This is a genomic window from Bradyrhizobium sp. Ai1a-2, assembly GCF_000426245.1.
GTDB lineage: Bacteria > Pseudomonadota > Alphaproteobacteria > Rhizobiales > Xanthobacteraceae > Bradyrhizobium.
In genome coordinates this window covers 1-13292 of the sequence record NZ_AUEZ01000059.1, presented here as the reverse complement: position 1 = coordinate 13292, position 13292 = coordinate 1, and the positions used below count along the sequence as shown (strand labels likewise).

Here is a 13292-nt window from a genome sequence, read left to right as displayed (position 1 = left end):
AAATCCCACTATCTCTGTCTGACCTCGGCAAAAGCTTTGCGGGCCGCCGTGACGTCAGCGTTTAAATTTGCAGTGAATTCCAGAAGGGACGCCAAACTTGCGGGGCTGCTTGGCTGCTCAAAAGCGAGCACTAACCGGTCGAACACCGAAGCAAGCGAGTCGAGCAACATGACAAAAGTTGCGACCGTGACCCGCTTTGCGTCCAGCGCCTTTGCTTCGGCGCCTGTCGCCAAGAGATCTCCGGCCAACGCTTTGAAAATGGAAGGTGATGCATCCTTGAGGAGGGCAATTATGTCTCGAACGGCGGGGGCTCCGTCGAGAACGATGCGCCTTGCCACAGCAATGCTGTTCGCTTTAAGAGCTTGATCGATTATTGACGTTATCGCGGCCGCGGCCGGAGCAAACTGTGAAAACTTGGCAATCGCGGCAAGATTGGAAGAGATTGCCAGCAGCTGACTTCTTGTCTTTTCTACATCCTGCCCCTCGGCCAACGACACGAGTAGTGCGGCATAGTTTTTGATGACATCAAGCGCGTTCCGGAAAGCGGCTACGTCCGGTAGTTCGCCGATTGTTGCAAAATACGGGGCATCAGCCACTTCAAAGACATAGGCCTTTTGGAAGTTGCGCCGATATGATGCTTTATAGCTGCGGCGTTCGGCGGCGGAGAGCTCGTCAAAAAGCAGGTCACCCGCAGATTTCACGGCGATTGCAGCGTTTGAAAATGCTCGCGTCTCTTCTACTGGCGCAGCAACGCACGAAACCAACACCAAATAAGCAGCGCCGATGATCCCCCAACGGAGACGACAAAATCGATTAACGGACATCTGATTACATTGGGCAAATTCGCACCCCAGGAATTGCCCAAGCCTCGAAAAATTACGTGAAAAAAAGCTTCAACTATATAGTGAATTCGGATGAAGCTACACGTGACTGCAAAGAACTTCAATATGCTACTTTGCTTAATACTAATGGGAATGGCATCCGCCAGACGCGGTCGGTTCACGAGGTGCCAGACTTGGATACCGGCTCGCATGGTGCGTCCACTGGCAAGGAAGCTCGAGAGTTAGACAACTTGCAGTACAACACCATCTCCGGTCTCATACTGGCCGAACGTCGACGTTCCGGTTTGGGCTAGGGCTCAACGCCGAAACGCGTACACGGATAACGGAATGACGTCGAATGGTCCAAGCGCGGTACTCTCATCCGACGAGATCACGATCGTCACGAGAGAATGGAAAAGCAGGTCTTTACGGGACGGATTGCCGCTCCGCCCGGAATGGCATCGACAGGGCCATCGAGAAGCGGGAGCGGCGGTGCCAGCTCTAGGCGCCGGATTTTTGCAGGGCGTCAGGACTAATGGCGCGAGAGCGGATTGAACGGCGTCGCTTCACTTTGCTGACGGGCAATTAGTCCAACTCAAATCCGACGGAGCTCCAACGTCCATTGGATCTGCTGGGCGCCATCGGCGAGCGCCATGCACCATGGTATCGGTGCGGCGCGCGCCGGAGGGCAACTGGGGCCGCCCTTATGAGAGCCCGCGAAACAGACGGGATCTTCGCTTGATGTTCTGTTAGTTTCTGCCGGAAGTACCGGGCGACGAACCGCCATACTGGGATGAGCCAGTTCCGCTAAGTGACGTGGGGCCGCCCGGACAGCCGTTCGGATTGTCACAGGGCTGGTTGCCGGCAGCGCTTCCGGTGGTGGCGCCACTCACGGAGCCGCCTGCCGCGGGGCCACTGCCAACTGCTCCGGGTGTATCGCCTCCGCTCGTGGAAGGTCCTGTGCCGCTCAATGAAGAGGGACCGCCCGGACTGCCGTTGGGATTGCCACCTTGTGCAAATGCGGAAGTGGCGGAGACCGCGAACGCCAAAGCCAATGCTATTGTTGTGAGTTTCATGGTCGACTCCTTATTGTTGGACAAGGAACGTAGACCGCAAAGCTGGAAAGAAATGCTGCGTTGATCGCACGCAGCGAGAGCGTACTATGGAGTGAGGTCTTAAGCCAGTTGTGCCGGGATCAAATAGACGTGCTTCTCGCAGGTGGGAGATTGAGATGGATGATCGAACCGTGCGGGCTGCGCTGCAGCGCCATTGGGATGCTTCAGACGCGGGCGATTTCGAGGTCGAGCATGACATCTATCGCGAGGATGCTGTGCTTGATTATCCGCAATCGGGCGAGCGGATCCGCGGTCGGCGCAACATTCAAGAGAGCCGATTCCTCCAGCCAAACAAGAAGCGTTTTACGGTCCGTCGAATTGTCGGCGGCGACGATCTCTGGGTCACTGAATTCGTACTCAGCTATGACGGCATACCGTCTTACGCGGTGAGCATCATGGAATTCCGCGAAGGGCTGGTGGCTCACGAAACGCAATATTTCGCCGATCGATTTGACCCTTCGCCCTCGCGTGCGCATCTTGTCGAGCGAGCGGGCTAGGTCACATCATTCCAGATGGACCGCCGAAAAGAATCCGGATCGGCGTTGATATAGACCAGATTTCACTGGCGCTTGTTCCTCCGATGCGCCGACCGTCTTGTTTCCGGCTGTACCGCGGGCCGTCGCCTGGCGAGCATTGGGAGAGCAATCCCTCAGCCTCATCAGCGCGTCGGTAACCGTCCGGCCCAACTGCTCGATCGCCTCGTCGGTGAGGAGCGATCTCGCGTTTCCGAGCCGGTCGACGCTGATATTCAGGGCGGTCAGCGCCTCCTTCAGTTGCTCGATGTCCGATTGAAGCGCCGGGTGTTCTCCTGACTTGATCTGACGAAGGGTGCTTCCAAGCGTGCGGACCTCCGCCGTCAGGTTTTGGAGATTCGCCAGCGCGGCTTTCGGCGGCAGATCGACTTTCGCCAGCACGGCGTCAGTCATCGTTGCGGCGACGTGTTCGGCAAAATGGTTGATGCGCGCCATCGCGACGAGCGCAAGAATCGCGGCGACGATCACCAGGATCGCCATCGCATTGATCAGCGCCAGCAGCAACTGCCGGGGGATCCTCCACAACCGCGCGGACATCCCGTTGCGATCGGGGTCGGCCATGGTTGCCTCCTGTCGGTGCAGGGCTCTTCCGGTGGTGGCCGCAATATCCACCCAGGAATTCACCAGCGCGGGAGCGGTCGCAGGAAGGCGCCGCCTCACGGGCTTTCGCGACTATTGCGCCGGGAGTAGCGACATCGAACGCTGCTCCCGGTCAACGATTGTTGGGTTCATTCGGCCGCAATTGGATGCACCGTTCCACCCTGGCCTTCGCTCGTGAACATGAAGCCTTCGTAGCCCTTATCGGCGACCTCAGCGCACTTCCTGCGGTAGCCGCCGACGCCTTCGGGGCCGAGATAGGGCAGGAAGCGGTGAGCCTTGCCGGCGATGTTGGCTCCCATGTACCACGAATTGGCGGTGGTCATCAGTGTGGAGTTGACCACGTCCGCGACATGTGTGCCCCACGCTTCTTGCGCCTGCGGGCTCGCCTCGATGGTCGCAAGCTTGCTGCGTCGCATGTGGGCGATGCATTCGGTGATCCACTCGACATGCTGCTCGATCGATACCGGCATGTTCGAAAGCACCGAGGGGCTCTGCGGGCCGGTGATCGTGAACAGGTTTGGGTAACCGGCGATGGCGAGGCCAAGGTAGGTCAGCGGGCCGTCCTCCCACTCCTGCGCCAGCACCCTGCCGCTACGCCCCTTGATGCCGAGGCTCTTCAGCGGGCCGGTCAGGGCATCGAAGCCAGTGGCGACAACAATGATGTCAAGCGGGTATTCTTTGCCGCCGGCACGAACGCCATTCGGCGTGATCTCCTCGATCGGGCCGTCCGTGTTTGCATCCACCAAAGTTACATTTTTCTTGTTGAAGGTCTCAAAGTAGTTGGTGTCAAGCGGCTGGCGCTTGGTGCCGTAAGGATAGGTCTGGGGTGTCAGCTTCTCGGCAATGATTGGATCGTTGACGGTGGAACGGATCTTGCGCTTGAGGTAGTCGGCAATGATATCGTTCGCCTCCTTGGAGAAGAACATGTCTTGATAGTTGGCCAGCCAGAAGGCAAAGCCTCCTGCATCCCACATCCTGTCGAACTCTCGCTCGCGCTCCTCAGGGGTCGCTTCGAGCACCGGCTTCTCGATGAAATTCAACTCGAAGCCGAAGAACGAGTCCTTGATGCGCCTGCGGATCCCGTCGTAATCGGCCTTGCGCGCCCTGGTGACCTCGGGATCGACACTGCCGTTGCGCGCCGGCACGCAGAAGGCCGGCGTGCGCTGGAACACGGTCAGGTGCTTGGCCTGTTGCGCGATCTCCGGGATCGCCTGCACCGCGGTGGCGCCGGTGCCGATGACGCCTACACGTTTTGCGGTAAAGTCGACGCCGTCGTGCGGCCACTGGCTGGTGTGGTAGCACTTGCCCTGGAAGGAGCCCAGCCCCTTGAACGGCGGCATGTTGGCTGTCGACAATGCGCCGACCGCGGTGATGACGAAACGCGCCGTGGCGACGTCGCCTTTGTCGGTGCGCACCGTCCAGAGCCCGGTGGCGTCGTCGAGGACGACCTCGATGACGCGCTTGCCGAACTGGATGTCGGGCTTGAGGTCGAAGCGCTCCGCGCAGTGCTCGAGGTAGCGCAGTATCTCGTCCTGCTCCGGATAGCGCTCGGACCAGTTCCATTCCTGCAGCAGGTTCTTGTCGAACGTGTAGCAGTAAATGTAGCTGTCCGAGTCGCAGCGCGCGCCGGGATAGCGGTTCCAGTACCAGGTGCCGCCGACGCCATCGCCGGCCTCGAACACGGTGGCATTCATGTCGAGCTTGTCGCGCAACGAATGCAACATGTACATGCCGGAGAAGCCGGCACCGATAATGATCGCATCGTAGTCTGCTTTCGCGCCAGCGCTGCGAGAGTCGCCTTGCACGTTCGTCATGACAATTCTCCTCCTGTGAGCAATCCCCCTGAAGTTCGGCGAAATTTTCTTCGTCGTTATCGCAATGCCCTCAGCGCACGGCCGATGGATCGCTTGCATCATTTGGAATCGGTATGGCAGGGGCCAGCCTGCTGAACAACAGACTGGCCGACTGCATGCGGCTTGGGCCGTAAACGTCGTACCCCACGCAGATTCAGAATCCGGGAAGCGAGGTGGCGCGAGGAAGGCCGCTTCGCTTCTTTGGCACTACGCTGCTGCGCGTGCCTCGCCAGTTGCGTAAGCGGCCGTCTCGAAATCCAGGTAGCCGCCGAACGATGTCGGATCTCCGAACGGAAGGATCTGCGTCGCCCAATATCCTCCGAACCCATTCTTTCGATCGATCCAATAGAACAGGTTGGCGAGCCCAGCCCAGCCGATCGAACCCGCCGGTCGGCCGGTCGGCGCGTCCTCGTCGTTGACCATAAAGGTGTAGGACCAGGATTTCTTCAGTCCGGGGAAGAACTCCGCATCGTTCGATAGGCTTGCAATCACGCCGGGGAGCATCACCACGGTCTGGTGTGCCTTAAGGCCGTTACGTACGGCCGTCTCCACGGTCTCTTGCTTCAGCACACGACCCTGCGGCCCCGCGCCGTCGTTCAGCCACATGCGGATGAACTTCATGTAATCGCCGATCGAGGCGTAAAGTCCGTGACCGCCCATGTCGACCTCCGGCTCGGGCGGTAATTGCAGATCGGGAAGCGGGGTCAGTGCGCCATCTGCTTCGCGCTGGTGGATGACGGCAAGGCGCTCGCGCATCGCGGGCGTCAGCGAAAAAGCGCTGTCATCCATCCCGAGCGGCGCAAAAATGCGCTCCTTGAACACCTCTCCGAGGCGCTTGCCGCGAATGCGTTCGACCACCTGGCCGCACCAATCGAGGTTGCTGCCGTACTCCCATTTGTCGCCGGGATCGAACAGAAGCGGCGTCATCAGTGATGCCCTGGAGCAGGTGATCACGCTTGGCTGGCCGTGTTCCTGCGCCAGACGAAAGTAATTGGCGTTGAAGAAGTCGTAGCCGAAGCCGGCCGTGTGCAGCATCAGCATGCGGGTGGTGACATCGCGCTTTGGCGCCCGCAGCGTGGGCTTTCCTTGCGCGTCGAAGCCTTCCAGCACCTGGAGCTTGCCGATCTCGGGAACATAGGTCTTGGCCGGGGCGTCCAGGTCCAGCTTGCCGTCCTCGACACATTGCAGGATCGCCGTCCCTGTGATTGCCTTCGTGGTCGAAAAAATCGCAAAGACGCTGTCCGTCGTCATTGCCTGACTGCCGCCAATGCTGCGTTCGCCGGCGGCGCCTTCGTAGATGTTGGCCGCGCGGTCGGTGACCATCGCCACCACGCCCGGAACGCGGCTCTTGCCAGTCACAACTTTCTGCAGAATGCCGTCACATGCGGCTTTCAAGTCATCACGCATTGCCGTTCCTCCCGTTTTGTATTTTCGATCCTGTCTCTTCTCGACAGGCCGCTGTCGGTCTTCACGGAACGATGTCAACCGTTGCAACGTATCAAGATCGGGCTGCAGTCCGATTGCCCCAGTGACGGTTGCGCGAACGAAAGCCGACCGTGGCCACAACAGCAGAAGCGATTGGCGCGTCTTCACCACTCTTGCGCGGGGCTTTTACCCGCGCGTCAGGAAGACTAGAGCGATTTCTTTTTGACGGCCACGCATTTCACCCTGGCATCTCAAGCGCCAGGAGTTTTTTCGCTGAGACGTGTCAGCGAGGCTGACACGTGCAGCGCAGCTTCCTTTGGGCCGTCAGACGGCAAGGCGCCGGCTCACGCGGCGCGGACGCCGGCGAGGAAGGTCGAGACTTCGCCGGAGAGCTGTTCGGCCTGCTTGGACAGGTCGCTGGCTGCGGCGAGAACGAGGCCTGCGGCGTTGCCGGTCTCGTTTGCAGCAGCGCTGACTCCGCCGATATTGGCCGTGACCTCCCTGGTCGCTTCCGCCGTCTGTGACACGCTGCGTGCGATCTCGGCCGTTGCCGCGCCCTGTTGCTCGATCGCGGAGCCAATCGATGTCGCGATCGTGCTGACTTCCTCGATCGTGGCGGTGATGCCGTCGATCGCCTCGACGGCTTCCTTGGTCGCGCCCTGGATCTGCGCGATGCGGGTGCCGATCTCCTTGGTGGCCTCAGCAGTCTGGCTTGCCAGGCTCTTGACCTCGGAGGCGACCACGGCAAAGCCACGGCCGGCTTCACCGGCACGCGCGGCTTCAATGGTGGCGTTGAGCGCGAGCAGATTGGTCTGCTCGGCAATGCTGGAGATCAGCTCGGCGACGTGCTCGATCTGCTGGGCGCCATCGGCGAGCGCCCGCACGATGGTGTCGGTGCGGCGCGCGCTTTCGACGGCGCGGCCGGTGATGGTGGCGGACTGGGCGACCTGGCGGCTGATCTCGGAGATCGAGGAGGACAATTCCTCGGCAGCCGAGGCCACGGTCTGGACCCGGGAGCTCGCTTCCGTTGCCGCCGAGCCAACCACCGAGGCGCGGTGATTGGTACCCTCGGCGGTTGCGGACATCGATTTTGCAGTGGTTTCCAGTTCGCTCGAGCCCGACGCCATCAGACCGACAAGCTGGCCGACCGATGCATCAAAGCGATCGGCAAGCGCGATCAGGGCGTCGCGCTTTTCCTTCTCACTCCGCTGCTTGGTCGCATCCTGTTCGGCTTCCAGCGCCCGGGCACTGATTGCGGTCTGCCGCAGGACCTCCAGCGTTTCCGCCATGCGACCGATCTCGTCACGGCGGCCGGTCTCCTCGACCGCTTCGTCGAGCGAGCCTTCGGCGATGCGCTGCATCCGGTTCTTCTGACGCTCGAGTGCGCCCACGACGTCGCGGGCAATGAGCCACGACAACAGTCCCATCAGCAGCATGAGACCGCCGCCTATCGCGCCGAGCTGCAGCAGCACTGCATTCACGTCGGCGTCGATATCATCGACATAGAGTCCGTAGCTCATGACGATGTTCCACGGCTCGAAGGCGCGAACATAGGTCATTTTCCGCGCCGGCACAGTCTGTCCGGGGCGGGGATAAAGGTAGGATGTGGTGCCGCCTTCCGGGCTCTGGCGGCTGGCGGCGATCTGGGCATCGGCGATCAGGACGCCGTTGGCATCCTTGGTGCCGTTGATCTTGCCTTCGAGCTTGGGATTGGCGCTGTTCAGCAGCAGCGACGTATCGGCGACATTGTAGGCGTTCGGGTATCCCTGGCCGTTGTTGAACGTCATCTTCCGGCCGCGCTGGCGAAACAGCTCCTTCGCCTCGGCGACCGTCATCTTCCCGGCGGCAACGTCCTCCTGCAGCGATTGCGTCACGCCGTAGAGCAGATCGACCGCTGTCCGCATCTGTGCGACGCGGTCGTCCAGCATACGGTTTCGGTTGATCCAGGCCGCTCCCGCGACGATCGCGAAAACGGTCAGGGCCGCGAGAGCCACCATGCAGGCGAGTTTGGTGCGGATCGTCAGTCGGCTGAGAAGGTTCATTGCGGCCTCTGCGGGAGTCGTTCCCCGAGGCATAGCAGGAACTATCTTACCAATGGTGAATAGGGCATGCCATCAAGGGGATACCTCTGAGACGCCGTCGATCAGCGGCGCAGCGCCGGCACGACCAGGAACGGAATCAGTCCCAGGATCACGCTGACCAGCGCGAATGCGATCACCGGGTTGTAGCTGTGGGTGAAGTCGTGGATCAGGCCGCCGGCCCAGGAACCGAACGCGGAGCCGAGGCCGCTGCCGATCGAGATCGTGCCGTAGATCGTGCCGACCCGCTTGCCGTGGAAGATCTTCATCGCGGTGGCCGTGAGCAGCGGCCCGCGCGAGCCGATCATGCTGCCGAAGGTGACAACGAAGCCGGTCAGGACCCAGAAGTTCGGATACCACTGCAGCAGCCAGAGCAGGATGATGCCGAGGATCGAAATTGCGTAGCTGAGCAGAACCGAGGGCCGGCGTCCGATGATGCTGTCGAGTTCGGAAACGCCGAGCATGCCGAACAGCAGCACGACGCCGCTGAAGCCCCAGGCGGTCGCGGCCTGCAGCGGCGGAAAGCCGGCGTCGATCAGATAGGCCACGATCTGCGCCGAAATCGCGTACATGCCGATCGCGGTGAAGAAGAAGGTGGCAAACAGCGCCCAGAAGGCGTGGTGGCGTATCGCGCCGAGCAGCGTCCAGCCTTCGTCGACGAAATCGGGACCGGTCTTCTTCACCACATGCGGCGAACCGCGCGAGAACCGCCGCCACGGCAGCAGCAATAGCGGCACCAGCAGGCACAGCGCAGTAATGCCGAAGATCTGGTAGGCGCCGCGCCAGCCGACGCGATCGATCAAGAGCTGCGAGGCCGGCAGCAGCACGAGCACGCCGGCGCCGGTCGCGGAATAGACCACCGCCATCGCGGTCGGCAGGCGCGGGCCGAACCAGCGGCCGAGCAGGATCGAGTTCGGCACATTGCCGATGAAGGCGATCCCGATGCCGACGCAGAGGCCGATGCTGAACTGCAATTGCCAGAGATATTGCGCATGCGCCGCGACCAGGAATGAGCCGCCGAGCAGGAGCAGTCCGAGCGAATAGACGGCTCGCGGCCCCGAATGGTCGAACAGCCGCCCGATCAATGGCGCGGTGAGGCCGCCGGCAAGCCAGGTCAGCGAATAGACCGAGACAATCTGCGCGCGATCCCAGCCGAAGCTTTCCGAGATCGGTTTCAGGAAGACGGTGAAACTTTCGCCGAGACCGCGGCCGATCAGCGCGAGCATAAAGCACAGCGCGAGGACGTTGAGCGCGATGCGCGTCGGCGGTTTCGCGGCAATTTCCTCCCGGGGCGTGCTCTTGTCCATGAGAGGAGGGAGCGCGTTTCCGCAGCTCCCCACAAGACGCAAAAAGCGAATGCGCCTATGCAGCCTTCAACAGGACGTGCCGCTTCTTGCCGAGCGACAGCTTGATCACGCCTTCCGCGGTGAGGTCGGACGGCGTCAGCACCATCTTCTCGTCGGTGACGGCGACGTCGTTGACGCGCAATCCGCCGCCCTTGATCTGCCGCCGCGCCTCGCCATTGGAGGCGACGAGGCCGGCCTTCACATAGGCTGCCAGCACGCCGATGCCGGCATCCAGTTCGCCGCGCGGAATTTCGATCGTGGGCAGGGTCTCCGCCAGCGCGCCTTCCTCGAAGGTGCGCCGCGCGGTTTCGGCGGCCTCAATGGCGGCATCGCGGCCATGGAGCAGGGCGGTCGCTTCCGTCGCCAGCACCTTCTTGGCCTCGTTGATCTCGGAGCCCTGCAGCGCCTCCAGCTTCCCGATCTCGCTCATCGAAAGCGTCGTGAACAGTTTCAGGAATCGCCCGACGTCGGCGTCTTCCGTGTTGCGCCAGTATTGCCAGTAATCGTAGGGGCTGAACTGGTCGGCGTTCAGCCAGACCGCGCCGGCCGCGGTCTTGCCCATCTTGGCGCCGGACGCCGTGGTCAACAGCGGTGTCGTCAACGCGTAGAGCTGATGGGTGCCCATGCGGCGGCCGAGGTCCACACCGGTGACGATGTTCCCCCATTGATCGGAACCGCCCATCTGCAGATTGCAGCTGTACCGACGTGCCAGTTCGACAAAGTCGTAGGACTGCAGGATCATGTAGTTGAATTCGATAAAGCTCATCTCCTGGTCGCGGTCGAGGCGGAGCTTGACCGAGTCCATGGAAAGCATGCGGTTCACGGAGAAATGCCGACCGATATCCCGCAACATTTCGATGTAATTGAGCTTGGTCAGCCACTCGGCGTTGTCGGCCATCACGGCATCGGTCCTGCCATCCCCGAACTTCAGGAAGCGTTTGAAGACGTGCTTGATGGATTCCTTGTTGGCGTCGATTTGTTCGATGGAGAGGATTTGGCGCGTTTCGTCCTTGCCGGAGGGATCGCCGACGCGCGTGGTGCCGCCGCCCATCAAGGTGATCGGTTTGCCGCCTGCGCTTTCCTGCAGCCAGTGCAGCATCATGGCCGACAACAGATGGCCGATATGCAGGGATGGCGCCGTGCAGTCGTAGCCGACATAGGCCACGACCTCCCCCTTGGCAGCGAGCGCGTCGATGCCGGCAGCGTCCGACACCTGATGAACGAAGCCGCGCCACTGCAGCTCATTCATAAAATCCGATTTAAATGTAGTCATTTGTCGGCGACTCTGATCATTCTTGTTTTACGGTAATTGCAGCCGGTTGCGGAACTATGACCGAACGGGCTGCCGCCGCAGGGGACGCTGTGGCATTATAAGATGTGCTTGTTTGATACAAGCTGGGCGTCAGGGCAGGGCAAAAGGGGCGTCGAAGGCACAGGAATGATGTTGACCGCACTCGGTCTGATGAGCGGGACCTCACTCGACGGGGTCGACGTCGCACTGATCGAAACCGATGGAAAGCAGGTCAAGTCGTTCGGGCCGTCCGGCTACCGGCCCTACACCAATGCCGAGCGCAGCCTGCTGCGCCAGGCGCTTACCGAGGCCGTCCAGCTATCGCACCGCGACGCCCGTCCCGGGATCCTGGCCGAGGCCGAACGCGCCGTGACGCTGGCGCATGCCGAGGCGGTCGCTGCCTTCATCGCGCAGAATCGCATCACGCCGGAGGAAATCGATATTGTCGGCTTCCACGGTCAGACCGTGCTGCACCGGCCGGAGCGCCGATTGACGGTGCAGATCGGCGACGCCGCGGCGCTCGCGAAAGTGATCCACATTCCCGTGATGTATGATTTTCGCGCCGCCGATGTCGAGGCTGGCGGGCAGGGCGCGCCTTTCGTGCCGGTCTATCACCGGGCGCTGGTGCAATCCGTGCAGCGCGAAGGGCCGACCGTGGTGGTCAATGTCGGCGGCGTCTCCAACATCACCTATATCGACGGCACCGATACGCTGATCGCCTGCGACACGGGTCCCGGGAATGCACTGCTCGACGACTACATGTTCCGCGTCATGCGCCAGCCGTTCGACGCCGACGGCCGGTTCGCCGCCCAGGGCAGGGCTAACGAAGCTTGGATTGCGCGCGCGCTGGAATTGCCGTTCTTCGCGCTGCCGCCGCCGAAATCGCTTGATCGTAACGATTTCGCCGCATTGAAGCTCGGTGACGTCGCGCCCGCCGACGGCGCGGCGACGCTGACTGCCTTCACTGCGGCCGCGATCGCCCGCGTGGTGCCGCTACTGCCGAAGGTGCCTAAGAGCTGGATCGTCGCCGGCGGCGGCGCGCGCAACCTGACCATGCTGCGGATGCTGCGCGAGCGGGTTGCGCCCGCGACCGTCGAAGCAGCCGATGCGCTCGGCTGGTCGCCGGACGCGATCGAGGCGCAGGCCTTCGGTTTTCTCGCCGTCCGTGGGATGAAGGGCCTGCCGCTCAGCTATCCCGCCACGACCGGGGTGCCGATCCCGATGACCGGAGGTGTCATCGCGCGGCCTTAAGAGCGTTTTTGAGCAAAGTGGACACCGGTTCGCGTGAAGAAAACACGTCAAAACTAGAATCTAGAGCTTCGGTTCTGATCCCATCAGAACCGAAGCTCTAAGGGTGGATGCAATTGCATCCTTCTTGACGGTTTCATGCAAATGCATTTAAATCAATGCGCCTGCATGAAACCAGCGAGGAGTGCGCCATGGCCGCCGCGTTGAAACTGATCAGCCACAAGCTCTGTCCCTATGTGCAGCGCGCGGTGATCGCGCTCGCCGAGAAGGGCGTCCCCTTCGAACGGATCGATATCGATCTCGCCAACAAGCCGGACTGGTTCCTGAAGATCTCGCCGCTCGGCAAGGTGCCGGTGCTGACCGTTGCGACCGATAACGGCGAGGTGGCGCTGTTCGAGAGCAATGTGATCTGCGAATATATCGAGGAGACGCAATCAGGCGCCAAGCTGCATCCGCAGGATCCGCTGGCGCGTGCCGAACATCGCGCCTGGATGGAATTCGGCTCGGCGATCTTAAGCGATCTCTGGGGCCTCGAGACTGCCAAGGATGCCGCGACCCTGGAGGCCAAGTGCCAGGCGGTCACCGCCAAATTCGCCCGCGTCGAGGCGGCGCTCGGTTCAGGTCCGTACTTTGTCGCCCGTGAAGAAGTCTGATTTCAGCTTGGGACGAGCTGAAATCGGAGGATGAGCCTGACCAGGATTTGGTGCAACAAAAGCTCCAGCCAGCGGATGAGACGGCGGAAGTTGTATCCGGCGGCGGCGAGGACGGCGTTGGCGGCGTCGCCCTTGCGGTACCAGAAGTAGTTGCGCCCCATGCGATGCTCGGATTTGAGATGGCCGATGACCGGCTCGACGGCCGAGCGCCGGCGCAGCTCGCGTTTGATCCTGGGCGTCACGCGCCGCTTCTGGCCTGAGATGAACACCCTGAACTTGTAATCGGGTGGCGCATTGTGACCTCGGTAGCCCTTGTCGGCGAGGATGCG

10 protein-coding genes and 2 pseudogenes are annotated in these 13292 nt (G+C 61.6%); 4 read left to right on the top strand and 8 right to left on the bottom strand.

Annotated elements, in window-relative coordinates; genetic code table 11:
• Nucleotides 1–8 precede the first annotated feature (8 nt).
• A complete protein-coding gene (locus tag K288_RS0130205) occupies nucleotides 9–824 on the bottom strand; it encodes a hypothetical protein (protein ID WP_152535746.1) in 816 nt (271 codons plus the stop codon).
• Between the two features lie 957 nt (nucleotides 825–1781).
• On the opposite strand from K288_RS0130205, the gene K288_RS52750 reads away from it, so the two are divergent.
• The gene (locus K288_RS52750) at nucleotides 1782–1961 is read left to right on the top strand and encodes a hypothetical protein (RefSeq protein WP_152535745.1); all 180 of its coding nucleotides are present in this window, start codon (nucleotides 1782–1784) and stop codon (nucleotides 1959–1961) included.
• A 91-nt stretch (nucleotides 1962–2052) separates the two neighbouring features.
• The gene (locus tag K288_RS0130200) at nucleotides 2053–2433 is read left to right on the top strand and encodes a nuclear transport factor 2 family protein (protein WP_027582917.1); all 381 of its coding nucleotides are present in this window, start codon (nucleotides 2053–2055) and stop codon (nucleotides 2431–2433) included.
• A 6-nt stretch (nucleotides 2434–2439) separates the two neighbouring features.
• Here K288_RS0130200 and K288_RS0130195 read toward each other — a convergent pair whose 3' ends face one another.
• From K288_RS0130195 to tyrS, 6 genes are all read right to left on the bottom strand, one after another.
• The gene (locus tag K288_RS0130195; RefSeq protein ID WP_152535744.1) at nucleotides 2440–3030 is read right to left on the bottom strand and encodes a hypothetical protein; all 591 of its coding nucleotides are present in this window, start codon (nucleotides 3028–3030) and stop codon (nucleotides 2440–2442) included.
• A gap of 167 nt (nucleotides 3031–3197) precedes the next feature.
• Nucleotides 3198–4883 carry an NAD(P)/FAD-dependent oxidoreductase gene (locus K288_RS0130190; RefSeq protein WP_027582915.1) on the bottom strand — a complete coding sequence of 562 codons (1686 nt, stop codon included), beginning with the start codon at nucleotides 4881–4883 and terminating at the stop codon, nucleotides 3198–3200.
• 246 nt (nucleotides 4884–5129) lie between these two features.
• On the bottom strand, nucleotides 5130–6329 hold the full coding sequence (locus K288_RS0130185) for a serine hydrolase domain-containing protein (protein WP_027582914.1): 1200 nt from the start codon (nucleotides 6327–6329) through the stop codon (nucleotides 5130–5132).
• A 362-nt stretch (nucleotides 6330–6691) separates the two neighbouring features.
• Nucleotides 6692–8389, bottom strand: a complete 1698-nt coding sequence (locus K288_RS0130180) for a methyl-accepting chemotaxis protein (protein WP_027582913.1) — start codon at nucleotides 8387–8389, stop codon at nucleotides 6692–6694.
• A 101-nt stretch (nucleotides 8390–8490) separates the two neighbouring features.
• On the bottom strand, nucleotides 8491–9732 hold the full coding sequence (locus K288_RS0130175; protein ID WP_027582912.1) for an MFS transporter: 1242 nt from the start codon (nucleotides 9730–9732) through the stop codon (nucleotides 8491–8493).
• Nucleotides 9733–9787: 55 nt separating this feature from the next.
• Nucleotides 9788–11044: a tyrosine--tRNA ligase gene (gene tyrS / locus K288_RS0130170; RefSeq protein ID WP_027582911.1), complete on the bottom strand. Its 1257-nt coding sequence runs from the start codon at nucleotides 11042–11044 to the stop codon at nucleotides 9788–9790.
• Between the two features lie 165 nt (nucleotides 11045–11209).
• Here tyrS and K288_RS0130165 point away from each other — a divergent pair, with 165 nt between their 5' ends.
• Together K288_RS0130165 and K288_RS46970 are read left to right on the top strand one after the other, a co-directional pair.
• The gene (locus K288_RS0130165; RefSeq protein WP_027582910.1) at nucleotides 11210–12313 is read left to right on the top strand and encodes an anhydro-N-acetylmuramic acid kinase; all 1104 of its coding nucleotides are present in this window, start codon (nucleotides 11210–11212) and stop codon (nucleotides 12311–12313) included.
• 188 nt (nucleotides 12314–12501) lie between these two features.
• Nucleotides 12502–12942 (top strand): annotated as a pseudogene (locus tag K288_RS46970) (glutathione S-transferase family protein); the annotation flags it as partial.
• Nucleotides 12943–12965: 23 nt separating this feature from the next.
• On the opposite strand, the pseudogene K288_RS0130155 reads toward K288_RS46970, so the two are convergent.
• Nucleotides 12966–13292, bottom strand: a pseudogene (locus tag K288_RS0130155) (IS5/IS1182 family transposase); the annotation flags it as partial.

What these genes read in the sequence shown, in the direction of transcription:
- K288_RS0130165 (WP_027582910.1), top strand. Translation starts at nt 11,210, where the DNA reads ATGATGTTGACCGCACTCGGTCTGATGAGCGGGACCTCACTCGACGGG.
- K288_RS0130175 (WP_027582912.1), bottom strand. Translation starts at nt 9,732, where the DNA reads ATGGACAAGAGCACGCCCCGGGAGGAAATTGCCGCGAAACCGCCGACG.
- K288_RS0130190 (WP_027582915.1), bottom strand. Translation starts at nt 4,883, where the DNA reads ATGACGAACGTGCAAGGCGACTCTCGCAGCGCTGGCGCGAAAGCAGAC.
- K288_RS0130200 (WP_027582917.1), top strand. Translation starts at nt 2,053, where the DNA reads ATGGATGATCGAACCGTGCGGGCTGCGCTGCAGCGCCATTGGGATGCT.
- K288_RS0130205 (WP_152535746.1), bottom strand. Translation starts at nt 824, where the DNA reads ATGTCCGTTAATCGATTTTGTCGTCTCCGTTGGGGGATCATCGGCGCT.
- K288_RS0130195 (WP_152535744.1), bottom strand. Translation starts at nt 3,030, where the DNA reads ATGGCCGACCCCGATCGCAACGGGATGTCCGCGCGGTTGTGGAGGATC.
- K288_RS0130185 (WP_027582914.1), bottom strand. Translation starts at nt 6,329, where the DNA reads ATGCGTGATGACTTGAAAGCCGCATGTGACGGCATTCTGCAGAAAGTT.
- tyrS (WP_027582911.1), bottom strand. Translation starts at nt 11,044, where the DNA reads ATGACTACATTTAAATCGGATTTTATGAATGAGCTGCAGTGGCGCGGC.
- K288_RS0130180 (WP_027582913.1), bottom strand. Translation starts at nt 8,389, where the DNA reads ATGAACCTTCTCAGCCGACTGACGATCCGCACCAAACTCGCCTGCATG.